Here is a 21,981-nt window from a genome sequence, read left to right as displayed (position 1 = left end):
GATGGCGCGCCTGATCTCGTCCTTGCTGGCCGGGCTGCTGTTCGGGGCGGGGCTGGCCCTGTCCGGCATGATCGACCCGGCCAAGGTGCTGGGGTTCCTGGATGTCGCCGGGGACTGGGACCCCAGCCTGGCCTTCGTCATGGGCGGCGCCCTGGCGGTGACGCTGCTGGGCTACCGGCTGGTGCTGCGCCGGCCGCACCCGCTGTTCGATGCCGCCTTCCATCTGCCGTCCCGCCGCGATATCGACGCGCGGCTGCTGGGCGGGGCCGCCCTGTTCGGCATCGGCTGGGGGCTGGCCGGCTATTGCCCCGGCCCGGCTCTGGCCAGCCTGGGCTTCGGCGGCCGGGGAGTGCTGACCTTCGTGCTGGCCATGCTGGCCGGCATGGCCCTGTTCCGCGTGCTGGAGTATCTGCGCCGGCCGCCCGCGGCCTGACGCGGCGCCTCAGGCCGTCGGGTCACGCCCGGAGTCGGGGGACTGGCCGTCATGCGGCTTGTCCGGCGGAGGGGCGGCGCCCGTGGCGCCGGCACGGGAGGGGCCCGGCACAGGCCCCTCCCGCCGCGACCTGTCCGCGTGGATCTCGCCCAGGGTGGTGCTGGCGGCTGCCAAAGCGCCCTCCGGCGCCACCAGCACCAGCAGGGCTGTTTCTATGCCGCCAACTGGCGGAGTTCGTCCACCAAGTCGGGGCGTTTGTCTAACAGTCTGAGCAGAGTCAAGGTCGGCCCGCTAGGCTCACTCTGGCCATGCTCATACTTGTAGAAAGTGTTTTCCCCCACCCCCAGCAGCCGGCCCGCTTCGCGCTGCCCGAGCCCGGCCCGCTCGCGAATGCGCTTGATCCGCTCCGGCGCCAGCAAATCGCCCGCCTGCTCTTTGAGCTGCCGCAACGCATCATCCAGTGGCGCCATATCGTCGCCGATATGAACACCTTCCGAGTCATCATCAGGATAATAACCGGGCAGGTTTACGGTCATGCTCATGCCGCGATAATGCACAACCTGTGGACGGACACCGCGCCGAAGCACGCGACCATCTGCTTCCGTCATTGTCTCAGGTAGGTTTTTCGTTCCCATTTCATTTCTCCTTGAAGGACATGACGCGAAATTCTGCCACTTGATCTGCTTGAAACTTTACGTACAGGACTATGTGCCCCACATCGACATGATACACGTCCTGCCAAATCTTGTGGTTCGCGTAGGTGGTCATGCTCTTGTAGAACTGGTGCCGCTCCATGCCCTGGATAACCTGCACCACCTGGGCGGCGTCGAACCCGATAGCACGGGCATCGATTGCGGCTGTGGTGGTCATTACCAAGGCTTCCGGCGTACAGAGCACGGCCTGGATCTGGGCTAGGTCGTATGTGGGGCGGCGCTTTTCCATGGGTTTATAATGTAACCTTCAAGGAGACACTTCAACTTAAATTGCACCCTTGTAGGAGACGCTTATCCGTGCCCCTCTGCTCGGCCGTTTCCGAAATCATATCTATGTCAGCCTGCTGAGCTGAGGAGCGGCGGGGTGGCACCGGCACGGCCGGTTCCGGCCGCAGCTAGTCCAGCTGATGCCCGTCCAGCCGCTGGCGGGCCTGCTGCTCCTGCGCCTCCTGCTGCTGCCGTTCGGCCTTGGTGCGGCCGAACTTCACCCGGTTCTCGGCCGCCTGCTTCTCCCGCGCCTGACGCTGCTGCGCCTTGCGGGCGCGGTTGAGGTTCACGATCTCGCCCATTTCATCCCCGATGCTGGGTCCATCCACAGTCCGGTGCCGCACCGCCGACCCCGGGCCGGCCAATCCGGGCCGCCAATCGCCGGCCTGCGGTCAGGGCGGGTTTGCGCCCGCGGCCCGGGACCACTAGCTTAACCGCTCCGGCTGCGCCCGGCCGGCCCCATCACTGTGGCACAGGCCGGGCCGCGGGCGCAGGGCCATCATCGTCGGCACGGGGTAAGAGCGCGTGAAAAAGCTGCTGATCGGGATCGCCGGGCTGCTGGCGCTGGCGGGCGGGGCGGTCCTGGTGCTGCCCGGCCTGATCGACTGGAGCGCCTATCGCGGCGAGATCGCGGCCCTGCTGGAACGCGCCACCGGCCGGCGGGTGGAGATCGGCGGCGACATCCGGCTGGCGCTGCTGCCGACGCCGACACTGTCGGCCGGCACGCTGGCCCTGTTCGAGCGTGACAGCAACCGGCCGGCCCTGGCCGAGATCGACCGGGCCGATCTGCGGGTGCGGCTGCGGCCGCTGCTGACGGGAACGGTGCAGGTGGAGCGGCTGGCCCTGGCCGGGGCGCATATGCACGCCCTGCGGCTGGCCGACGGCACCTGGGTGCTGCCGGTGGACCCCGAGGCCCAGGATGCGGCCGGCATCGCGGTCGAGCGGCTGGATCTGCGCGACTCGACCGTGGAGATCGAGGACCGGGTGGCCGGGCGCGACCTGCTGCTGGAGCAGGTGGAGGCCGGGCTGGAGGGCGGCGCCGGGGATCTGGCCCTGGAGGTGAGCGCCCGGGCCGGGGGTCAGGCCCTGCGGCTGGAGGCGGCGCTGGGACCGGCCAGCCCCGGACGCAGCCTGCGCCCGCTGCGGCTGGCCCTGACGGCCACGGGGGGCGGCTCGCCCGGTCCCGACGGCACGGCGGCCACGGAGGCGACGGCCACGCTGCGCTTCGCCGGTCTGGGCAGTGTGGCGGCCCCGCTGCGGCTGGACGGCACGCTGGAGGCCGAGGGGACCGGCGCCCTGCCGCTGCTGCGGGCCGGGCGCACGCTGCTGGGCCTGGGCGAGGAGGGGGCGGCGGCGCTGCCCGCCGGGCTGGACCAGCCGCTGGGCTGGCGCAGCGGCCTCACGGCCGACCGGCGTCTGCTGAGCCTGGACGGGATCGAGCTGACCCTGGGCGGCAGCCGCGCCACCGGCAGCGCCGACATTCCGCTGCGGGCCGGAGTGGAGGGCGGCAGTCTGGTCCTGTCCTTCGCCAGCCTGGATCTCGATGCGCTGGCCGGACTGGCCCCGGCCTCCGGTCCGTGGGTCCCGGCGCCGCTGGCGCTGGATCTGCTGGCCGACACCGCCGGCTGGCGCGGCGGACAGGTGCGCGACCTGCGGCTGCTGGGCGGTCTGGTCGAGGACCGGCTGACCCTGGATACTCTGGCCGCCACCCTGCCCGGCGGCACGGCGCTGACCATGTCGGGCGTGGTGACGCTGCCGGTAGAGGGGCGATCCGCGCCGGCCTTCTCCGATGCCGCCCTGACGCTGGAGACGGCCGATCTGCGCCAGACCCTGGGCTGGCTCGGCCTTGATGTCGGCGACGTGCCGGCCGAGCGGCTGCGCAACGCCAGGCTGACGGCCCGTCTGGCCGGCACGCCGCGCGCCCTCAGCCTGCTGGACGCCAGCGGCAGCCTGGACACCACCGGCTGGTCCGGCACCCTGTCGCTGGAGCGGCCGGAGGGCGGGCGCCCGTCGGCGCGGGCCACGCTGCTGGCCGACCGGCTGCTGCTGGACGCCTACCGGGCGCCGGGGGCGGCGCCCTGGCCCTGGCGCGACTGGTGGCGGCAGCTGGATCTGACCCTGGAGGCCCGCATCGGCCAGCTGACCCTGGGCGGGGTGCAGATGGACGGGCTGATCCTCGACGGGACGCTGGAGCAGGGGGCGCTGACCCTGCGCAAGGCGGCGGTGGACAATGCCGCCGGCGTCACGGCGCGCCTGTCCGGGCGCATCGGCGGGCTGGACCCGCTGGGGCCGACCGAGCTTGGCCTGGAGGCCGAGGCGCCGACGCTGGCGACCCTGGCCCGCGCCCTGGATCTGACGCTGCCGGTGGCGCCGGACCGGCTGGGGGCCGTGCGCCTGACCGGCCGTCTCGGCGGCGATGCCGGGCGGCTGGATCTGGCGGCGGAGGCGGGGCTGCTGGGCGGCACGGCGCAGCTGGGCGGCGGCATCGGCGATCCCTGGGGCGAGGCCCCGACCCTGGACCTCAAGCTGCGCACGACCCTGCCGGACACGGCCGACCTGCTGCGGCTGTGGCTGCCGGGCTGGAGCCCGGCGGCGGGGCCGGGGGGCGCCCTCGATCTCTATGCCGTGCTGAGCGGCCCGCTGGCGCAGCCGGCCCTGTCCGAGATCCAGGGCCGCGCCTTCGATACGCCGGTCAGCGGCCATCTGGCGCTGGACCGCCGGCCGGACGCGCCGGTGCTGACCGGCACGCTCCAGGCCGGGGCACTGGACCTGGACCGGCTGATGCCGGCCCTGACCCGCACCGGCGCGCCGTGGGATCTGGGCTGGACCCGGCGGCTGCACGCCGATCTGGCGCTGGCAGCGGACGGGCTGGTGCTGGCCGGGCAGCGGCTGGAGACGGCGCGGCTGCGGCTGACGGCGGCCGATGGCACCATCGGCATCACCGATCTGGCCGGCCGCTGGAACGAGGGCGGGGTGAGCGGCGAGGCCCGCCTGTCGCAGCCGGCCGTGGCGGACGGCGCGCCGCCGCCGCTGGCCGGGGAGGGGACACTGGCCGTGCAGGACGCCGTGCTGCCGCCGCTGGCCGGTGCCGGCCTGCTGCCCGTCAATGGCCGCATCGACCTGACGCTGGAAGGACGGGGCGAGGGGGGCAGCCCTGCGGCCCTGGTCCGGGCGCTGACGGGCAGCGGCACGCTGGCCTGGCGTGAGGGGGTGCTGTCCGGCCTGGACCTGCCGGCCCTGGCCTTCCAGCTGCCGGCCCTGACCGGCGCCGACGCGCTGGGGCCGCTGCTGGGCCGGGCCGTGCGCCAGGGGGCGACCCCGATCGCCCAGGGACAGGCGCGCTTCAGCCTGGACCAGGGCGTGGCCAGCAGCCGGGATCTGCGGCTGGCGGGGCCGGCCGGGACCATCCGGGCCGAGGGCAGCCTGCGCCTGGACGGCCGTGTGCTGCAGGCCCATGCCGATGTGCAGCTGGCCGAGCCGGCGGGGGTGCCGGCCTTCGGCCTGACCCTGTCCGGCCCGCTGGCGGAGCCGGCGCGGGAGATGCAGCGGCAGGTGCAGTCGGCCGACCTGTCCGCCTGGGTCGGCCGGCACGCGGCGGCCACGCCGGTATCGGCCCAGCCGCCGCGCCAGCCGGCCGGCGCGGACACGCCGCCCCCCGCCAAGCCCACGGCATCCAGACCGGCGGCCCCCAGGCCGCCCGCCAGACAGGACGTCCCGAAGAAGCAGCCGTCGGTGCAGGACATCCTGGATCGGCTGAAGGATTAGCCCGCCGGTTGAATCCGGTTCCTGTGCCGCTATCGCGGTCCGTGGCGGTGCCGGTCTTGTTTGCTATGGTGTTTAACCGGGCAAACCATTCACGACCATGCAGGAGGGGCCGCGTCATGCTGAAGGGGAAGGCTGCCATCGTCACGGGGTCCACCAGCGGGATCGGGCTGGGCGTAGCCCGCGCCCTGGCCGCGGCCGGCGCCGACATCATGCTGAACGGTTTCGGCGACCGTGCCGAGATCGAGCGCACCCGCCAGGATCTGGCCCAGGGCTTCGGCGTGCGGGTGCTGTATTCCGATGCCGACATGAGCGACGGTGCCCAGGTGGCCGGCATGGTCCAGACCTGTGCCGAGGGGCTGGGCGGGGTGCATGTGCTGGTCAACAATGCCGGCATCCAGCATACCGCGGCGGTGGACGACTTCCCCGACGAGCGCTGGGACAGCGTCATCGCCATCAACCTGTCGGCGGTGTTCCACGGCATCAAGGCGGCGCTGCCGCACATGAAGGCGGCCGGCTGGGGCCGCATCGTCAACATCGCCTCCGCCCACGGGCTGGTGGCCAGCGTCAACAAATCCGCCTATGTGGCGGCCAAGCACGGGGTCATCGGCCTGACCAAGGTGGTGGCGCTGGAAACGGCGGAAACGGGCGTCACCTGCAACGCCATCTGTCCGGGCTGGGTGCTGACGCCGCTGGTGCAGAAGCAGATCGACGCCCTGGCCGCGCGCGAGGGCATCGCCCCCGACGAGGCCAAGGTGCGGCTGCTGTCGGAAAAGCAGCCGTCGAAGCAGTTCACCACGCCGGAGCAGCTGGGCGAGCTGGCCGTGTTCCTGTGCGGGCCGGCGGCCACGAATATCCGCGGTGCGTCCATCACGGTCGACGGCGGCTGGACCGCACAGTAGTGTGCAGCTCCGCGCGATCCGGCATCCTGACCGAGGTTTTCCCCACCCGTGAGCAATCGACGTCGTTCCGCCACTCCGTCCCCCGTCCCCGGCCCGGACATCCCTGCCCTGTCCACCACCAAGACCGTCAATCTGGCCCTGCAGGGCGGCGGTGCCCATGGCGCCTTCACCTGGGGCGTGCTGGACCGGCTGCTGGAGGATGGGCGGCTGGAGGTCGAGGGCATCAGTGGCACCAGCGCCGGTGCCGTCAATGGTGCCATGCTGGCCTATGGTCTGCTGACCGGCGGCCGGCCGGCGGCCCGCGACCTGCTGGACCGGCTGTGGCGGCGGCTGGCCAAGGCCAATGCCTTCGGCCCGCTGAGCCCGTCCTGGCTGACCCAGGTCACCGGCAGCCCCAACCTGGACTGCCATCCCGTCTATGCCGGCTTCGACCTGATGATCCGGCTGATGTCGCCCTACCAGTTCAATCCCATGGGATTCAATCCCATGCGCGACATCCTGCACGGGCTGATCGATTTCGACCTGCTGCGCCGGTCGCAGCAGATCCGCCTGTTCGTCAGCGCCACCAATGTCAACCGTGGCCGGCTGAAGGTGTTCACCGGCGACGAGCTGTCGGTGGATTGTCTGGTGGCGTCGAGCTGCCTGCCCTTCCTGTTCCAGGCCGTGGAGATCGACGGCGAGCCGTACTGGGACGGCGGCTATATGGGCAATCCCACCCTGCATCCGCTGATCCATGATTGCCGCAGCCGCGACGTGGTGGTGGTGCAGGTGACGCCGTTGCAGCGCCCGGCGCTGCCGACCACCCCCACCGCCATCGTCGACCGCATCAACGAGATCAGCTTCAATTCCACCTATCTGCGCGAGCTGCGCGCGATGGAGCTGATCAACCGCCTGATCGCCGAGGGCCGGCTGAGCGAGGAGGAGGCGGGGCTGAACCGCTTCTTCCTGCACCGGATCGAGGCGGAGGCGGCCATGAACGATCTCGGCGTCTCCTCCAAGCTCAATGCCGACTGGGGTTTCCTCACCCATCTGCGCGATCTGGGGCGCGAGGCCGCCGGGCACTGGCTGGACAGCAGCTTCGACCGGCTGGGCCGCGCCAGCAGCTTCGAGATCGGGTCGCTGTCGCAATAGGGCGGAACGGGCGCCGGCGGTTGCCGGCAGGGGCGGGGCCGGGCATGCCGGCCGTCCTGTCGCAGCCCCCGCCGGGGGAGGTGCGCCCCGTCTCCAGATATGGTACAAGGCCCGCTTATCCGCTTCTATATCTAATCGATACAACAGCAGTCCACCCGGGGTCCCATGGCCGGTCATAGCCAATTCAAGAACATCATGCACCGCAAGGGCGCGCAGGACGCCAAGCGGCAGAAGATCTTCAACAAGCTGGCGCGCGAAATCACCGTGGCCGCCAAGTCGGGCCTGCCGGACCCGGCCATGAATCCGCGTCTGCGCGCCGCCATCCAGGCCGCCCGCGCCGGGAACATGCCGAAGGACCGCATCGAGCGGGCCATCAAGCAGGGCACGGCCGGCGGCGGCGACGACACCAATTACGATGAGGTCCGCTACGAGGGCTACGGCCCCGGCGGCGTGGCCCTGATCATCGAGGCGCTGACCGACAACCGCAACCGCACGGCCGGCGAAGTGCGCACCGCCTTCACCAAGTTCGGCGGCACGCTGGGGGAGACCAATTCGGTGTCCTTCATGTTCAACCGCGTGGGCCAGGTGACCTATCCGGCCAGCGCGGCCAGCGCCGACGCCATGCTGGAGGCCGCGATCGAGGCCGGGGCCGACGATGTGCAGTCCGATGAGGACGCCCACGTGGTCACCACCGCCACCGACACGCTGGGCGCCGTGCGCGATGCGCTGGAAGCCAAGTTCGGCGCGCCGGAAAGCGCCAAGCTGACCTGGACGCCGATGAACACGGTGCCGGTGGCGGCCGAGGACACGGCCACCAGCCTGATGAAGCTGCTGGACCAGCTGGAAGACAATGACGATGTCCAGAGCGTGATCGGCAATTTCGACATTCCGGCCGATCTCATGGAAAAGCTGGGCGGCTGATCCGCCCGGCCGGGAGAAGGGGATGGCACCCGTCCGCACCGTCCGGGTCCTGGGGTTGGACCCGGGCCTGCGCCACACCGGCTGGGGCGTCATCGACGTCACCGGCAACCGGCTGACCCATGTGGCGGACGGGACCATCCACACCGACGACAAGCAGGACCTGGCCGTGCGGCTGACGGTCCTGCATGACGGCATCATGGAGGTCATCCAAAGCTGGCAGCCCGAGGAGGCGGCGGTGGAGGAGACCCTGGCCAACAAGAACCCGTCCTCCACCCTGAAGCTGGGCATGGCCCGCGGCATCGCCCTGCTGTCGGCCTCCAAGGCCGGGCTGCCGGTGGAGCAGTATCTGCCCATGCTGGTGAAGAAGTCGGTGGTCGGCACCGGCCATGCCGACAAGGAGCAGGTGCAGCATATGGTGAAGATGTTGCTGCCGGGTTTCCAGCGCTCCACCGCCGACGCCGCCGACGCCCTGGCCGTCGCCATCTGCCATGCCCATTTCGCCCAGACCCGGCGCAAGGTCGATGCCGCCATGCTGGGCATCCGCGGCTGAACCCGGCGGTTCACGTTGCTCTTTTGTTCGGGTGGTGTAGATTTCTTCCTGTCATGGAAGAAAGGAAGACGCCATGGCCTTGAACATCAAAAGTCCCGAGGTCGACGCCCTGGCGCGGGAAGTGGCCGACCGCATGGGGATCGGGATCACCGATGCCGTGCATGCGGCGCTGCGTCAGGCCAAGGCGCGGCTGGACCATCAGGACCAGGCCGCGCGGCTTGCGCGGGAAGCCCGGATCCAGGCCCTGTTGCGGGAAGCGCAGGCGCTGCCGGACCTCGATCCGCGCACGCCGGACGGCCTCATCGGATACAATGATCGCGGTCCTGTCGACTGATGCGGATTGTCCTCGACACCTCGGCCCTGGTCAGCGCCATGACCGGTGACGCCGATGCGGACCTGTTCGGGCAGGCGCTGCTGCGGGCGGACAGGCCGGCGATCTCGGCCCTGACCCTGTCCGAAGCCAGAACGGTTCTGCTGGGGCGCCGCGGGCCGTCCATGGTCGACCGGCTCCATCTGCTGCTGCGGGAACTGGGGGCGGAGGTCCATCCCTTCGACGCCGACCAGGCGGAGTTGGCCTTTCTGGCCTATCAGCGCTTCGGGACGGGGCATGCCGCCCGCTTGAATCTGGTCGACTGCGCCGCCTATGCCCTGGCCAAGAGCCTGGACTGCCCCCTGCTGTTCAAGGGCAACGATTTCAGCCGGACGGATGTGGTGGCGGCCCTGCCGCTGCTGCTGCCGCGCACGGGAGCACAGCCATGATCGCCAAACTGTCGGGCCTGCTCGACTCCACCGGCCTGGACTGGGCCATCATCGATGTGGCCGGGGTCGGTTATCTGGTCAGCGCCTCGGCCCGCACCCTGCGCCGGCTGGGCAGCCCCGGCGCCGCCGTCTCCGTGCTGACGGAGATGTGGGTGTCGGAGGACAAGATGGCGCTCTACGGCTTCGCCGACGCCGAGGAGCGCGACTGGTTCCGCCTGCTGACCACGGTGCAGGGGGTGGGGGCCAAGGTGGCGCTGAACCTGCTGTCGGTGCTGTCGCCGGACGAGCTGACCACCAGCATCGCCGCCCAGGACAAGACGTCGCTGTGCCGCGCCGACGGGGTGGGGCCGAAACTGGCTGCCCGAATTTTGAACGAATTGAAGGATAAGGTCGCGGCCTTCGCCCTGCCGGCGGCGGCGTCCGCCCCGCCGGTCAAGGGGGGGGCCGCCCCGGCGGGGCCGGTCAGTGCCGTGGGCGACGCCGTGTCGGCCCTGGTCAATCTCGGCTACAGGCGCATCGACGCGTTCACGGCCGTGAACAAGGCCGTGCAGCAGCTGGGGGCTGAGGCCGACATGTCCGCCCTGATCCGGGCCGGGTTGAAGGAGTTGAGCCAGTGAGCCGCGCGCCGAAGCCGGAAGCGCCCCGTCCCGCCGACCGTCCGGAACGGATGGTCGAACAGGACCGCATCGGCCTGGATACGGGCGAGGCTTCGATCCGGCCGCTGTCGCTGTCCGACTTCATCGGCCAGCGCCAGGTGCGCGAGAACCTGTCGCTGTTCATCCAGGCCGCCCGCTCCCGCGGGGAGGCGCTGGACCATGTGCTGCTGTTCGGCCCGCCCGGCCTGGGCAAGACAACCCTGGCCCAGATCGTGGCCAAGGAACTGAATGTGGGCTTCCGCGCCACCTCCGGCCCGGTCATCGCCAAGGCCGGCGATCTGGCGGCGCTGCTGACCAATCTGCAGCCGCACGACGTGCTGTTCATCGACGAGATCCACCGCCTGTCGCCGGCGGTGGAGGAGATCCTCTATCCCGCCATGGAGGATTTCCAGCTGGATCTCATCATCGGCGAGGGGCCGGCGGCGCGCAGCGTGCGCATCGATCTGGCCCCGTTCACCCTGGTGGGGGCGACCACCCGCTCGGGCCTCATCACCCGGCCGCTGCGCGAGCGCTTCGGCATTCCGCTGCGCATGCAGTTCTACGAGCCGGAGGAGTTGCAGCTGATCGTCTCGCGCGGGGCGCGGCTGCTGGGCATGGAGATGACCGCCGACGGGGCGCTGGAGGTGGCGCGCCGGTCGCGCGGGACGCCGCGCATCGCCGGCCGGCTGCTGCGCCGCGTCCGCGACATTTGCGCCGTGCAGGGCACGGCCATCGTCGATGCCGGTGCCGCCGACCGGGCGCTGCTGCGGCTGGAGGTGGACCGCATGGGCTTCGACGCCATGGACCGGCGCTATCTCGCCTGCATCGCCGACAATTACAGCGGCGGCCCGGTGGGGGTGGACACGCTGGGTGCGGCCCTGGGCGAACAGCGCGACGTGCTGGAGGAGACCATCGAGCCCTATCTCATCCAGCAGGGATTGTTGCAGCGCACACCGCGCGGGCGCATGTTGACCGACACCGGCTACCGCTATCTCGGGCTGACGCCGCCAGCCAGCCCGGCGCGGCAGCTGGATCTGCTCGGCAACCTGCCGGAGGCTGGTGATGAGTCCTGATCCGCTGTCCTGTCCCCCCCTTGCGTCATCCGCGCCACCGCTGGGTCGCCTGGTGGGCGGGGGCGCCCATCTCTATCCTCTGCGTGTCTATTACGAGGACACGGATGCCGGCGGCATCGTCTATCACGCCAATTATCTTCGCTTCTGCGAACGGGCGCGCACCGAGATGATGCGGCTGGTGGGCTATCCCCACTCCACCATGATCGATGAGGCCGGTGTTGCCTTTGCGGTACGGCGCTGCGAAATCGACTTTCTGCAACCCGCCCGTCTGGATGATGCGCTTGAAGTGGTGACGGTGATCTCCGATATCGGCGGCGCCACGCTTGATGTCTTGCAGACCGTGCGCCGACCGGCCCCCGGACGGCCCGACGCGGACCGGGGGATCGCCCCCGGACAGGAAATCCCGCCTGTTCCGGGGGAGGATGTGACCGATCTGGCCCGCCTGACCCTTCGACTGGCCTGCATTAACCATATGGGAAGGCCTGCGCGTCTACCCAAGCCTTTGCGCGCCGTACTGCAAGCGTTCGTCGCGCGGTATTCTCAGGACTGAATGAATGGAACCGACCGCCATGGATGCCGTCGCTGCGGCGGGGGTAGTGGCCCCCATGCAAGATATCACGATCTGGGGCCTGTTCATGCAGGCCCAGCTGGTCGTCAAGCTGGTGATGCTGGGCCTGATCGGCTCATCGATCTGGACCTGGGCCATCATCTTCGACAAGTCGATCAAGCTGCGCCGGCTGAAGGCCGCCGCCGCCGATTTCGAGGAACAGTTCTGGTCCGGCGGCTCGCTCGACGAGCTGTATGACCGCGTGGCCCGCAATCCCGGCGACCCGCTGTCGGCCACCTTCGCCGCCGGCATGCGCGAATGGCGTCACGCCACCGAGCGCGGTCTGGCCGGTGCCGGCGCCATGCGCGCCAACCTGGCCCAGCGCATCGAGCGGGTGATGTCGGTGACCGTGGGCCGCGAGATGGCCGCCCTGGAGCGCTACATGACCGTGCTGGCCTCGGTCGGCTCGGCCGGCCCCTTCGTCGGCCTGTTCGGCACGGTCTGGGGCATCATGCATGCCTTCACCAACATCGCCCAGCAGCAGAACACCTCGCTGGCCGTGGTGGCGCCGGGCATCGCCGAGGCGCTGTTCGCCACCGCCATCGGTCTGGTGGCCGCCATCCCGGCGGTGCTGGCCTACAACGTGTTCAACAGTGATCTCGGCCGCTTCGGTGAGCGGCTCGACTCATTTGTGACAGAATTCTCTGCGATTTTGCAGCGTCACCTTGAGGAGCGGGGCTGAGATCATGGGCGTTAGCCTGGGGGGCAAGTCCAGCGGCCGCGGCCGGCGCCGCGGCGGCAAGGCCATGTCCGACATCAATGTGACGCCGATGGTGGACGTCATGCTGGTGCTGCTCATCATTTTCATGGTGGCGGCCCCGCTGATGACCGCCGGCATCCCCGTGAACCTGCCGCGGGGCGCCGCCCAGGCGCTCCAGACCCAGGATGATCCCCTGTGGATCACGGTCACGGCCAAGGGGAACGTCTCCTTCAAGGACAAGAAGGTGTTCGATAATGACGAATATCCGATGGGCGACCTGGCGCCGCGCCTGCGCGCGGTGGCCGAGCAGACGCCCGATCGGAAGGTGATGGTGCGCGGGGACCGCGAGGCCCAGTACGCCGCCATCATCGATGTGTTGAGCGAGGCCCGCCGGGCCGGTCTGACCGAGGCCAAGCTGGTCATCGAATCCGACCCGCGCAGCCGCTGAGCAGGAACGCCGGACACCCACCCATGCGTACGGCCCTGATCCTCTCCGCGGTGCTGCATGTTGCGCTGTTCCTGATCGCGCTGTTCGGACTGCCGCACCTGATGGAGAAGCAGGAAGTTCTGCTCCTCCAGGAAATTCCCGTGGATGTGGTGGAGGTCGGGCCGATGACCATCGCCCGCCTCGACCAGCCGCGCGAGCATGCGCAGGCGCCCAAGCCCGCTCCGCCCAAACCGGAACCACCGAAGCCGGAACCGCCCAAGCCGCAGCCGGCCCCCCCGCCGCCGGCCAAGGAGGAGCCGCCGCCTCCGCCGCCGGTGAAGGCGCCCGAGCCCCCCAAACCGGAACCTCCCAATCCCGAGCCGCCGAAGCCGGAACCGCCGAAGCCCGAGCCCAAGCCCGAGCCCAAGCCGGAACCGAAGCCGGAGCCGCCGAAGAAGGAGGAGCCGAAGCCGGAGCCGAAGAAGGAAGAGAAGAAGCCTGATCCTCCGAAGCCCGAGCCGAAGCCCGAGCCGAAGCCCGAGCCGAAGAAGGAGGAGAAGAAGCCGGAGCCGAAGAAGGAAGAGCCGCCGAAGACGTCCTTCGACAGCGTGCTGAAGAACGTCCTCAAGGATGCGCCCAAATCGCAGCCGCAGAAGGACGCGCCGAAGCAGACCGAGACGGCCAAGACGCAGGATTCCTCGGACTCCCAGCCGTCCCCTGTCAATGCCAAAGCCGGCGAGCGGCTGGCCCTCAGCGAGGAGGACGCGCTGCGGTCGCAGATGCGCAGCTGCTGGAACGTCGATCCGGGCGCCAAGGGCGTGAACGAGATGCGGGTGGAAGTCCGCGTCTTCTTCGACACCTCCATGCGGGTGCTGAAGACCGAGTATGCCAAGCTCTACGGGTCCCTGTCGGACCCGCGCTACCGTTCCTTCGCCGAATCCGCACTGCGCGCGCCGCTTCTGCCGGCCTGCAGCACGCTGCGGTTGCCGGTGGACAAATATGCCGACAAGGGCACCATCGTCATGAACTTCACGCCTAAGGACATGTTCTGATGCGGAAACCATCCTTCCTGACCCGGCTGCGCCGGGCTGTCGTCGCAGCCTTGGCGGCCTGTGCCTTGGGGACCGGCTTCCTGGCCCTGCCCGCCCAGGCCGAGCTGTCCATCGACATCACCAGCGGCAAGGTCGATCCCAAGCCGATCGCGGTGACGACCTTCTATGGCGACTCGCCCCAGGCCCAGACCATCGGCCAGAACATCTCCAAGGTGATCTCGGCCAATCTGGAGCGGTCGGGTCTGTTCCGGCCCATCGACCCGTCGCGCTTCATCCAGACGCCGGAACAGCTGCGCAACGGCACGCCGCGCTATGCCGACTGGCGTGTCATCGATGCCCAGGGTCTGGTGGTCGGCGGGGTGCAGCAGCTGCCGGATGGCCGCATCCGCATCGAGTTCCGCCTGTTCGACGTGCTGGCCGGCCAGCAGATGACCGGGCTGGCCTACAATGTGCAGCCCGATGGCTGGCGCCGCGTGGCCCACATCATCTCCGATGCCATCTACAAGCGCATCACCGGTGAGGACGGCTATTTCGACACCCGCGTCGTCTATATCGCCGAGTCCGGCCCGGCCAACCAGCGGGTGAAGCGGCTGGCCATCATGGACCAGGATGGCGAGAACCACCGTTTCCTGACCGACGGCCGCGTCCTGGTGCTGACCCCGCGTTTCTCGCCCACGGCCCAGGAAATCACATATCTGAGTTACTTCAACAACAGGCCTCGGGTATATCTGTTCAATATCGACACCGGCCGCCAGGAAGTGCTGGGCGACTTCCCCGGCATGACCTTTGCACCCCGGTTCTCGCCGGATGGCAATAAAGTAATCATGTCGCTGGCGCAAAATGGCAACACCGACATCTATACCCTGGACCTGCGCACCCGGCGCCAGACGCAGTTGACCAACAGCCCGGCCATCGATACGGCCCCGTCTTACTCGCCGGACGGAAGTAAAATCGTGTTCGAATCCGACCGTGGCGGAACACAGCAGCTCTACACGATGAATGCTGACGGGGCGGACGTGAAGCGGATTACTTTCGGGCATGGGCGTTATGGTACGCCGGTCTGGTCGCCGCGTGGTGACCTGATTGCCTTCACCCGCATCGCCGACGGCCGCTTCTACATTGGTGTCGTCCGGCCCGACGGCACCGGCGAGCGCATGCTGACCGAGGCCTTCCACGTGGAGGGGCCGACCTGGGCGCCGAACGGGCGTGTGCTGATGTTCTTCAAGGAGCGTCCGACGGGGGACGGCAACCGTCAGCGGCAAGCCAAGCTATTCTCTATTGACCTGACAGGGTTTAACGAAAGGCAGGTCGTCACGCCGACCGACGCCTCGGACCCCGCTTGGTCTCCCTTGATTCCCTAAGGGGGTCACATTATTTTCGCATCGCAAGGTCGACGCCAAGACTTAAACAGTCAGAAGATCGGTAATCGCCGGCGACTGTTTTACGGTCCGCGTCGCTCGTGGGGCATAAATCGATCATAATCATAGACAGTTTCGAAGTAGGGGGTCTCTAAAATGCGCTTCAAGTTCCTCAGCCTCGCCGCGGCTGTTCTGCTGGTTTCCGCCTGCAGCTCCACGCCCGAGACGGCCACCACCGCCAGCACCGGTGGCACCACCGCTGCTGTGCCCACCAACACGACCGGCCCGGTCCCCGGTTCGGCCGAAGACTTCGTCGTCAATGTCGGCGACCGCGTCTTCTTCGGCTTCGACCGTTACGACCTGACCCCGGAAGCCACCGCGACCCTGGACCGTCAGGCCGCTTGGCTGAAGCAGTACCAGAACGTGACCATCACCGTTGAGGGTCATGCCGACGAGCGCGGCACCCGCGAGTACAACCTCGCCCTGGGTGAGCGCCGCGCCACCGCCGTGAAGAACTACCTGGTCGCCCTGGGCGTCGACACCGCCCGCGTCCAGACCATCAGCTACGGCAAGGAGCGTCCGGCCGTCCTCGGTTCGAACGAGGCCGCCTGGGCCCAGAACCGCCGTGGCGTGACCGTGATCAACTAAGGTCGCGGGTCCGCTTCGCGGATACGGCCTTCGGGCCGGCAAGGATCGGCGCCGCCTGGGAAACCGGGCGGCGCCTTTTCTTTGTGCGTTCCCTTCCCGTTGCGCGCCCCTTCCCGTTGCACGCCCCTTCCGTTGCACGCAGGGGGGGGCACACGGGATCGCCGCTTCCGGCGCGGCCGGGCCGCGTCTGCGGGCCGCCCGGTCCGTCAGGCAGCCGGGTCCTTCGGCAAAGGTGAATGCGCCAGGTCACATTTGTGTCGCGATGCCGTTGCACGCTTCCTGTCGGCGGCCGGACACGCTACCTTGCCGCCCGCGGCCGGCGGAGCCATCCGTCATCGGCCGTTTCCAACCTCCAGGACCCGCTCCGGCCCGCCATGCGCCTCGTCGTTTCCTCCCGCCGTTTCCGCCATCTCCTGGCCGCCTCGGCCGCCATCGCCCTGCTGGCCCTGGTGCCGCCGGGGTCCGCCTCGGCCCAGAGCGGCGACATGCGCGAGCTGATGAACCGGCTGGACCGGCTGGAAAGCGATGTCCAGAGCCTGAGCCGCACTGTCTATCGCGGCGGCGCCGGCGGCTCGCCGTCGGGCGGCGCCACCCCCGGTGCCGCCATCCCGCCCAGCGTGGCCGGCAGCTTCGAGGCCCGGCTGCAGCGGCTGGAAAGCGACATGGCGACCCTGAACGGCCGCTATGAGGAGGCGACCTATCAGATCGGCCAGCTGCGCGAGCAGATGCAGAAGATGCAGCAGGATCTGGAGTTCCGGCTGCAGCGGCTGGAGCAGGGCGGCGGCATGCCGGCTGCGGCCGACAGCGGCGCATCCACGCCGGCAGCGGCAGAGTCGCAATCCGGGTCACCGTCCGCAGCATCGGCGGGATCATCGGCCGGCCCCTCCGCCGGCCCCTCCGCCGGAACGCCGGCCAAGGGGGATGGCGGCAACCTCCCCGGAGGGTCGGCCCAGGACCAGTATGACAATGCCTTCAACCTGCTGCGCCAGACCGACTATGCCGGGGCGGAAAAGGCCTTCACCCAGTTCCTGAAGGCCAATCCCAACCATGCCCTGGCCGCCAATGCCGAATACTGGCTGGGCGAGTCGCTCTATGCCCGCAACAAGTTCAAGGAGGCGGCTATCGCCTTCGCCGAGGGCTATACCAAATATCCCAAGAGCAACAAGGCGCCGGACAGCCTGCTGAAGCTGGGGCTGTCGCTGTCGGCCCTGAAGCGCAACGAGGAGGCCTGCGCCGCCCTGGGCGAGCTGCAGAACAAGTTCAAGGATGCTCCGGCCACCATCAAGCGCCGGGCCGACCAGGAGCGTAACCGTCTGAAGTGCTCGTAACCGATCCCGCCGCGGCCGCGCTCGACGACGCGGCCTTCGCCCGCCGCATGGCGCCGCTGGGACCGTTCGAGGCGGCGCCACGCATCGCCGTCGGTGTGTCCGGCGGGGCGGACAGCCTGGCCCTGGCCCTGCTGCTGGACCGCTGGTGCCGTGCCCGCGGTGGCGCGGTGCTGGCCCTGACCGTGGACCACCGGCTGCGGTCCGAGTCGACGGCGGAATCAGAGCAGGTGGGGCGGTGGCTGCGCGACCGCGCCATCGCCTGGGAGAGTCTGCCCTGGGAGGGGGAGAAACCGGCCACCGGCCTGCAGGAGGCCGCGCGCGCGGCCCGGCATGGCCTGTTGCGGACCCGGTGCCGAAGCACCGGCATTCTGACCCTGGCCCTGGCCCACCACCGCGACGATCAGGCAGAGACGTTTCTGCTGCGGCAGGTGGCGCGCAGCGGTCCCGACGGTCTGGCCGCCATGCCGGCCGTGCGGGAGACGGCGGAGCTGCGCCTGATCCGCCCGCTGCTGGATCTGCCCAAGGCGCGGCTGGTGGCGACCCTGCGGGCGCTGGGCCAGGAAGAATGGGTCGAGGACCCCTCCAACCGCTCGCCCCGCTTCGCCCGCGGCCGCCTGCGTGCCGGGGGCGGCGTGGCCGGTGCGGCGGCCCTGGCCGCAGACGCCCGCCAGGCCGGGCAGGAGCGGGCCGCCCGCGACCGGGCCATGGCCGCGGCGCTGGCCTGCCATGCCTGCTTCTATCCTGAAGGATGGGTTGACCTGGATGGGGAGGCCCTGGCGGGCGTCGATCCCGGGCTGGCGGAGCGGATGCTCGCCACCCTGATCACGGTCGTCGGCGGGCGCGACTATGCCCCGCGGCGCGAGCGGCTGGCCCGTCTCTGCCGGGATCTGCGGGATGGCCGCAGCACCGGCGCCGGCCTGGGTGGCTGTCTGGTCCGCCCGCTGCGCGCTGGCTGGCGCTTCTGCCGCGAGGCGCGGGATCTGGGCGCCGACGTGCCGATTTTTCGTGGAAAACCAGTCGTTTGGGACAACCGTTTCCGCCTGTGCTGGGACGGGGAGGGGCCGGCGCGGGTCGCGGCCCTGGGCGATGGGGGCTGGGCCCAGGTCAAGGCGGCGGCCCCGGCCCTGGCGCGGCTGCCCTTGCCGGCGGCCGTCCGCTGCACGCTGCCGGCGATCTGGCGCGGCGGCACGGTGCTGACCGTACCCCATCTGAACTATGTCTGCGCCGGACCCGATGCCATAGGGTGTACCGTTATCCCGGCAATGCCTGAGCCTGCGTGTAGACCATGCTTCTCTGTTGTCAGGCCCGTCGGGGACATTATCTAATGGGAAGCATCCCGTGCGGAAATGCGTTCCACCCCCGGATAAGGGGGGCGGGGCGTGCGGGGCCCGCGGGGCGGTCGACGAAAGGCTGACGACGTGAACAACTTCGGTAAGAATCTGGCGCTCTGGATCATCATCGGCCTGCTGCTGGTGGCGCTGTTCAATCTGTTCCAGACGTCCTCCACACGCACGCCGCAGTCGGGCATGGCCTATAGCGAGCTGCTGTCGCAGGTCGAGCGCGGGGCGGTCTCCTCCGTAACCATCAAGGGCAACCAGGTCTCGGGCAGCCTCAATGACGGCAGCGCCTTCCAGACCTATGTGCCGCCGGGCGCCAATCTGGCCGACCGGCTGGTGGACAAGAATGTCCGGGTCAATGTGGTGCCCGACGACAGCAATGTGCCCAGCCTGTTCAGCATCCTGCTGAGCTGGTTCCCCATGCTGCTGCTGATCGGCGTCTGGATCTTCTTCATGCGCCAGATGCAGGGCGGCGGCGGCAAGGCCATGGGCTTCGGCAAGTCCCGCGCCCGCCTGCTGACGGAGAAGGTGGGCCGCGTCACCTTCGACGACGTGGCCGGCATCGACGAGGCCAAGCAGGAGCTGGAGGAGATCGTCGAGTTCCTGAAGGACCCGCAGAAGTTCCAGCGCCTGGGCGGCAAGATCCCCAAGGGCGTGCTGCTGGTCGGCCCGCCGGGCACCGGTAAGACCCTGACGGCGCGCGCCGTGGCCGGCGAGGCCAATGTGCCCTTCTTCACCATCTCCGGTTCCGACTTTGTGGAGATGTTCGTCGGCGTCGGCGCGTCGCGCGTGCGCGACATGTTCGAGCAGGGCAAGAAGAACGCCCCCTGCATCATCTTCATCGACGAGATCGACGCGGTGGGCCGCCACCGCGGTGCCGGCCTGGGCGGCGGCAATGACGAGCGCGAGCAGACCCTGAACCAGTTGCTGGTGGAGATGGACGGCTTCGAGGCCAATGAGGGCGTCATCCTCATCGCCGCCACCAACCGTCCCGATGTGCTCGATCCCGCCCTGCTGCGTCCCGGCCGCTTCGACCGTCAGGTCGTGGTGCCGAACCCGGACGTGCTGGGCCGCGAGAAGATCCTCAAGGTCCATATGCGCAAGGTGCCGCTGGCGCCGGATGTGGATGCCAAGATCATCGCCCGCGGCACGCCGGGCTTCAGCGGCGCCGATCTGGCCAACCTCGTCAACGAGGCGGCGCTGCTGGCCGCCCGGGCGGGTAAGCGCGTCGTCGGCATGGCCGATTTCGAGGCGGCCAAGGACAAGGTCATGATGGGCGCCGAGCGCCGCTCCATGGTCATGACCGAGCAGGAGAAGAAGCTGACCGCCTATCATGAGGCGGGCCATGCCCTGGTCGGCCTCTACATGCCGGCCAGCGATCCGCTGCACAAGGTCACCATCATCCCCCGCGGCCGTGCCCTGGGCGTGACCATGAACCTGCCGGAGCGCGACAAGTACACCTATGCCAAGATCGAGCTGGAAAGCCGTCTGGCCATGATGTTCGGCGGCCGCATGGCCGAGGAACTGGTGTTCGGGACCGAGGCCGTGACCACTGGCGCCGGCAACGACATCCAGCAGGCCACCAACATGGCCCGCCGCATGGTCACCGAGTTCGGCATGTCCGACAAGCTGGGCCGGGTGCGCTACAGCGCCAACGAGCAGGAGGTGTTCCTGGGCCATTCCGTGACCCAGACCCAGAACATGTCCGAGGCCACGGCCAACCTGATCGACCAGGAGGTCCGGCGCATCATCGAGGAGGCGGAGGCCCATGCCCGCCGCATCCTGACCGAGCACCGCGACGAGCTGGAGAAGGTCACGGCGGCGCTGCTGGAATACGAAACCCTGTCCGGCGACGAGGTGCGCGCGCTGATCCGCGGCGAGGAGATCGTCCGCACCGATCCGCCGGCCCGCCCGCCCGAGGTCAAGGCCGAGCCGCCCAAGCCCGGCCGCCGCTCCTCGGTGCCCAGTTCGGGCAAGGATTCCGGCGGTTTCGAGCCGGAGCCGCAGCCGGGGGTCTGATCCGGCGGGCTGCCACAGTGGATAGACGCTCAGGGCCTCCGGGAAACCGGGGGCCCTTTCCGTTCGCACGGCTTTGTCCGCACGGTTTCGTCCGCATGGCTTCGTCCGCAGGGGGGGGCGGGTGCGTTTCCGCATCATGCTGGTGTGTGCCCTCTTCCACCGGCGCGCGTGCTGTGCTTTGGTCGGCAAGTGGTTAACACTCTCAGGATAAGAGGGCCGCATGCCTCCGGTTGAGCGACTGCCGATCCCGACCCTGCCCACCCATGTGCATCTGCGCCCCACCGGCCTGCTGGCCGGGGCGACGGCGGAGCAAGCCGTGGCGGACGGCCGGGCCGCCTGGCTGGCGGGCGGACCGCTGGCCTTCGCGCTGGTGGAGATGGGCGTGCGCACGGCCGAGGGTGTGCGCCGGACCACGCTGCCGCTGTCCGAGGTGGAGATGGTGGCGGCCAATTGGGGGCCGGCCTTCGTGGCCCGGGTGCGGCTGCATCTGGCCTCCAGCATCGCGCCGCGCGGGCGCTGGGCCGGACTGGCGCTGGAGCGGCCGCTGGTCATGGGCATCGTCAATGTCACACCCGACAGCTTCTCCGACGGCGGCGACCATGCCGACACCGGCGCCGCCATCGCCCATGGGCTGGCGCTGCTGGAGGCGGGGGCCGACATCCTGGATATCGGCGGCGAGTCGACCCGGCCCGGCGCCGCGCCCGTGCCGGTGGAGGAGGAGCTGGCGCGCACGCTGCCGGTGGTGCGCGCCCTGGCCGAGCGGGGGGCGGTGATCTCCATCGACACGCGCCGCGCCGCGGTCATGGCGGCGGCGCTGGCGGCCGGTGCCCGCATCGTCAACGACATCACCGCCCTGGCCGGCGATCCCGCCAGCCTGCCTCTGGTGGTCAAGGCCGGCTGCCCGGTGGTGCTGATGCATATGCAGGGGGACCCCGGCAGCATGCAGCAGAACCCCGCCTATGGCGATGTGGCGACCGAGGTGTTCGACCTGCTGGAGGACCGCGTGGCCGCCGCCGAGGCCGCCGGCCTGCCGCTGAGCCGCATCGTCGTCGATCCCGGCATCGGCTTCGGCAAGACGGTGGCGCACAATGTCGAGCTGCTGCGGCAGACGGCGCTGTTCCACGGGCTGGGCTGCCCCATCCTGATCGGCGTCAGCCGCAAGCGCTTCATCGCCAGCCTGTCGCGCGGGGAGGAGCCGAAGCAGCGTCTGCCCGGGTCGCTGGCGGCGGGGCTGGCGGCGCTGGGCCAGGGGGCGCAGATCCTGCGCGTGCATGATGTGGCCGAGACGGTGCAGGCGCGGGCGGTGTGGCAGGGGCTGCACGGCGCCTGATCCCCCGGCAGCGGCCGGCGCCTCCTGCG

The 21,981-nt window shown here is 69.7% G+C and carries 23 protein-coding genes; 20 read left to right on the top strand and 3 right to left on the bottom strand.

Annotated features, from left to right (window positions below; all coding sequences use genetic code 11):
- Position 1: 1 nt before the first annotated feature.
- The gene (locus tag DK368_RS13840; RefSeq protein WP_114394546.1) at positions 2-433 is read left to right on the top strand and encodes a DUF6691 family protein; all 432 of its coding nucleotides are present in this window, start codon (positions 2-4) and stop codon (positions 431-433) included.
- A 212-nt stretch (positions 434-645) separates the two neighbouring features.
- On the opposite strand, the gene DK368_RS13835 is transcribed toward DK368_RS13840, so the two are convergent.
- The 3 genes from DK368_RS13835 to DK368_RS13825 all read right to left on the bottom strand — a co-directional run bounded on the left by DK368_RS13835 (position 646) and on the right by DK368_RS13825 (position 1,715).
- A complete protein-coding gene (locus DK368_RS13835; RefSeq protein WP_114394545.1) occupies positions 646-1,068 on the bottom strand; it encodes a type II toxin-antitoxin system MqsA family antitoxin in 423 nt (140 codons plus the stop codon).
- A gap of 1 nt (position 1,069) precedes the next feature.
- Positions 1,070-1,375 (bottom strand): type II toxin-antitoxin system MqsR family toxin, encoded by a 306-nt coding sequence (locus tag DK368_RS13830; RefSeq protein WP_114394544.1) that lies wholly within the window; start codon positions 1,373-1,375, stop codon positions 1,070-1,072.
- A gap of 166 nt (positions 1,376-1,541) precedes the next feature.
- The gene (locus tag DK368_RS13825) at positions 1,542-1,715 is read right to left on the bottom strand and encodes a DUF4169 family protein (protein WP_114394543.1); all 174 of its coding nucleotides are present in this window, start codon (positions 1,713-1,715) and stop codon (positions 1,542-1,544) included.
- A gap of 223 nt (positions 1,716-1,938) precedes the next feature.
- Between DK368_RS13825 and DK368_RS13820 the strand changes: the two genes are divergently transcribed.
- The 19 genes from DK368_RS13820 (at position 1,939) to folP (ending at position 21,952) form a co-directional block, all read left to right on the top strand.
- Positions 1,939-5,178 (top strand): AsmA family protein, encoded by a 3,240-nt coding sequence (locus tag DK368_RS13820; RefSeq protein WP_114394542.1) that lies wholly within the window; start codon positions 1,939-1,941, stop codon positions 5,176-5,178.
- A gap of 116 nt (positions 5,179-5,294) precedes the next feature.
- Positions 5,295-6,077, top strand: coding sequence for a 3-hydroxybutyrate dehydrogenase (locus DK368_RS13815; protein ID WP_114394541.1), 783 nt, complete (start codon positions 5,295-5,297; stop codon positions 6,075-6,077).
- Between the two features lie 48 nt (positions 6,078-6,125).
- The gene (locus DK368_RS13810; RefSeq protein ID WP_205028225.1) at positions 6,126-7,208 is read left to right on the top strand and encodes a patatin-like phospholipase family protein; all 1,083 of its coding nucleotides are present in this window, start codon (positions 6,126-6,128) and stop codon (positions 7,206-7,208) included.
- A 165-nt stretch (positions 7,209-7,373) separates the two neighbouring features.
- Positions 7,374-8,129: a YebC/PmpR family DNA-binding transcriptional regulator gene (locus tag DK368_RS13805; RefSeq protein ID WP_114394540.1), complete on the top strand. Its 756-nt coding sequence runs from the start codon at positions 7,374-7,376 to the stop codon at positions 8,127-8,129.
- 22 nt (positions 8,130-8,151) lie between these two features.
- The gene (ruvC, locus tag DK368_RS13800) at positions 8,152-8,679 is read left to right on the top strand and encodes a crossover junction endodeoxyribonuclease RuvC (RefSeq protein WP_114394539.1); all 528 of its coding nucleotides are present in this window, start codon (positions 8,152-8,154) and stop codon (positions 8,677-8,679) included.
- 73 nt (positions 8,680-8,752) lie between these two features.
- Positions 8,753-9,013, top strand: coding sequence for a type II toxin-antitoxin system VapB family antitoxin (locus tag DK368_RS13795; protein ID WP_114394538.1), 261 nt, complete (start codon positions 8,753-8,755; stop codon positions 9,011-9,013).
- Positions 9,013-9,438 carry a type II toxin-antitoxin system VapC family toxin gene (locus DK368_RS13790; RefSeq protein WP_114394537.1) on the top strand — a complete coding sequence of 142 codons (426 nt, stop codon included), beginning with the start codon at positions 9,013-9,015 and terminating at the stop codon, positions 9,436-9,438. Before DK368_RS13795 ends, DK368_RS13790 begins: the two co-directional genes overlap by 1 nt.
- Positions 9,435-10,055 carry a Holliday junction branch migration protein RuvA gene (gene ruvA / locus DK368_RS13785; protein ID WP_114394536.1) on the top strand — a complete coding sequence of 207 codons (621 nt, stop codon included), beginning with the start codon at positions 9,435-9,437 and terminating at the stop codon, positions 10,053-10,055. The genes DK368_RS13790 and ruvA overlap by 4 nt, the downstream gene beginning before the upstream one ends.
- 50 nt (positions 10,056-10,105) lie before the next feature.
- Positions 10,106-11,146, top strand: coding sequence for a Holliday junction branch migration DNA helicase RuvB (ruvB, locus tag DK368_RS13780; RefSeq protein ID WP_114394618.1), 1,041 nt, complete (start codon positions 10,106-10,108; stop codon positions 11,144-11,146).
- Positions 11,136-11,696, top strand: a complete 561-nt coding sequence (locus DK368_RS13775) for a YbgC/FadM family acyl-CoA thioesterase (RefSeq protein WP_114394535.1) — start codon at positions 11,136-11,138, stop codon at positions 11,694-11,696. The genes ruvB and DK368_RS13775 overlap by 11 nt, the downstream gene beginning before the upstream one ends.
- A 4-nt stretch (positions 11,697-11,700) precedes the next feature.
- On the top strand, positions 11,701-12,435 hold the full coding sequence (gene tolQ / locus DK368_RS13770) for a protein TolQ (RefSeq protein ID WP_114394534.1): 735 nt from the start codon (positions 11,701-11,703) through the stop codon (positions 12,433-12,435).
- Positions 12,436-12,439: 4 nt separating this feature from the next.
- On the top strand, positions 12,440-12,901 hold the full coding sequence (locus DK368_RS13765; RefSeq protein WP_114394533.1) for an ExbD/TolR family protein: 462 nt from the start codon (positions 12,440-12,442) through the stop codon (positions 12,899-12,901).
- A 23-nt stretch (positions 12,902-12,924) separates the two neighbouring features.
- A complete protein-coding gene (locus DK368_RS21755; protein WP_193552294.1) occupies positions 12,925-13,932 on the top strand; it encodes an energy transducer TonB in 1,008 nt (335 codons plus the stop codon).
- Complete coding sequence (tolB, locus tag DK368_RS13755) at positions 13,932-15,293, top strand: Tol-Pal system beta propeller repeat protein TolB (RefSeq protein ID WP_114394532.1); 1,362 nt, start codon at positions 13,932-13,934, stop codon at positions 15,291-15,293. Before DK368_RS21755 ends, tolB begins: the two co-directional genes overlap by 1 nt.
- A 153-nt stretch (positions 15,294-15,446) precedes the next feature.
- Positions 15,447-15,938 (top strand): peptidoglycan-associated lipoprotein Pal, encoded by a 492-nt coding sequence (gene pal / locus DK368_RS13750; protein ID WP_114394531.1) that lies wholly within the window; start codon positions 15,447-15,449, stop codon positions 15,936-15,938.
- Between the two features lie 374 nt (positions 15,939-16,312).
- On the top strand, positions 16,313-17,266 hold the full coding sequence (gene ybgF, locus DK368_RS13745) for a tol-pal system protein YbgF (protein ID WP_162306032.1): 954 nt from the start codon (positions 16,313-16,315) through the stop codon (positions 17,264-17,266).
- Positions 17,257-18,591: a tRNA lysidine(34) synthetase TilS gene (tilS, locus tag DK368_RS13740; protein ID WP_114394529.1), complete on the top strand. Its 1,335-nt coding sequence runs from the start codon at positions 17,257-17,259 to the stop codon at positions 18,589-18,591. Before ybgF ends, tilS begins: the two co-directional genes overlap by 10 nt.
- Positions 18,592-18,684: 93 nt before the next feature.
- Positions 18,685-20,622, top strand: a complete 1,938-nt coding sequence (gene ftsH, locus DK368_RS13735; protein ID WP_114394528.1) for an ATP-dependent zinc metalloprotease FtsH — start codon at positions 18,685-18,687, stop codon at positions 20,620-20,622.
- A gap of 220 nt (positions 20,623-20,842) precedes the next feature.
- Positions 20,843-21,952, top strand: a complete 1,110-nt coding sequence (gene folP, locus DK368_RS13730) for a dihydropteroate synthase (protein ID WP_114394527.1) — start codon at positions 20,843-20,845, stop codon at positions 21,950-21,952.
- Positions 21,953-21,981: the final 29 nt, after the last annotated feature.

It is taken from the genome of Oleisolibacter albus, from assembly GCF_003336875.1.
GTDB classification, from domain to species: Bacteria; Pseudomonadota; Alphaproteobacteria; order Azospirillales; family Azospirillaceae; genus Niveispirillum; species Niveispirillum album.
Note: the sequence above shows the minus strand (reverse complement) of the source record. Positions and strands in the feature narration are given on the sequence as shown.

Bases quoted from the DNA above. Each gene is read 5' to 3' on its own strand.
- DK368_RS13840 (WP_114394546.1), top strand. From the start codon at position 2: ATGGCGCGCCTGATCTCGTCCTTGCTGGCCGGGCTGCTGTTCGGGGCG.
- DK368_RS13835 (WP_114394545.1), bottom strand. From the start codon at position 1,068: ATGGGAACGAAAAACCTACCTGAGACAATGACGGAAGCAGATGGTCGC.
- DK368_RS13830 (WP_114394544.1), bottom strand. From the start codon at position 1,375: ATGGAAAAGCGCCGCCCCACATACGACCTAGCCCAGATCCAGGCCGTG.
- DK368_RS13825 (WP_114394543.1), bottom strand. From the start codon at position 1,715: ATGGGCGAGATCGTGAACCTCAACCGCGCCCGCAAGGCGCAGCAGCGT.
- DK368_RS13815 (WP_114394541.1), top strand. From the start codon at position 5,295: ATGCTGAAGGGGAAGGCTGCCATCGTCACGGGGTCCACCAGCGGGATC.
- DK368_RS13805 (WP_114394540.1), top strand. From the start codon at position 7,374: ATGGCCGGTCATAGCCAATTCAAGAACATCATGCACCGCAAGGGCGCG.
- ruvC (WP_114394539.1), top strand. From the start codon at position 8,152: ATGGCACCCGTCCGCACCGTCCGGGTCCTGGGGTTGGACCCGGGCCTG.
- DK368_RS13795 (WP_114394538.1), top strand. From the start codon at position 8,753: ATGGCCTTGAACATCAAAAGTCCCGAGGTCGACGCCCTGGCGCGGGAA.
- DK368_RS13790 (WP_114394537.1), top strand. From the start codon at position 9,013: ATGCGGATTGTCCTCGACACCTCGGCCCTGGTCAGCGCCATGACCGGT.
- ruvA (WP_114394536.1), top strand. From the start codon at position 9,435: ATGATCGCCAAACTGTCGGGCCTGCTCGACTCCACCGGCCTGGACTGG.
- ruvB (WP_114394618.1), top strand. From the start codon at position 10,106: ATGGTCGAACAGGACCGCATCGGCCTGGATACGGGCGAGGCTTCGATC.
- DK368_RS13775 (WP_114394535.1), top strand. From the start codon at position 11,136: ATGAGTCCTGATCCGCTGTCCTGTCCCCCCCTTGCGTCATCCGCGCCA.
- tolQ (WP_114394534.1), top strand. From the start codon at position 11,701: ATGGAACCGACCGCCATGGATGCCGTCGCTGCGGCGGGGGTAGTGGCC.
- DK368_RS13765 (WP_114394533.1), top strand. From the start codon at position 12,440: ATGGGCGTTAGCCTGGGGGGCAAGTCCAGCGGCCGCGGCCGGCGCCGC.
- DK368_RS21755 (WP_193552294.1), top strand. From the start codon at position 12,925: ATGCGTACGGCCCTGATCCTCTCCGCGGTGCTGCATGTTGCGCTGTTC.
- tolB (WP_114394532.1), top strand. From the start codon at position 13,932: ATGCGGAAACCATCCTTCCTGACCCGGCTGCGCCGGGCTGTCGTCGCA.
- pal (WP_114394531.1), top strand. From the start codon at position 15,447: ATGCGCTTCAAGTTCCTCAGCCTCGCCGCGGCTGTTCTGCTGGTTTCC.
- ybgF (WP_162306032.1), top strand. From the start codon at position 16,313: ATGCGCCTCGTCGTTTCCTCCCGCCGTTTCCGCCATCTCCTGGCCGCC.
- folP (WP_114394527.1), top strand. From the start codon at position 20,843: ATGCCTCCGGTTGAGCGACTGCCGATCCCGACCCTGCCCACCCATGTG.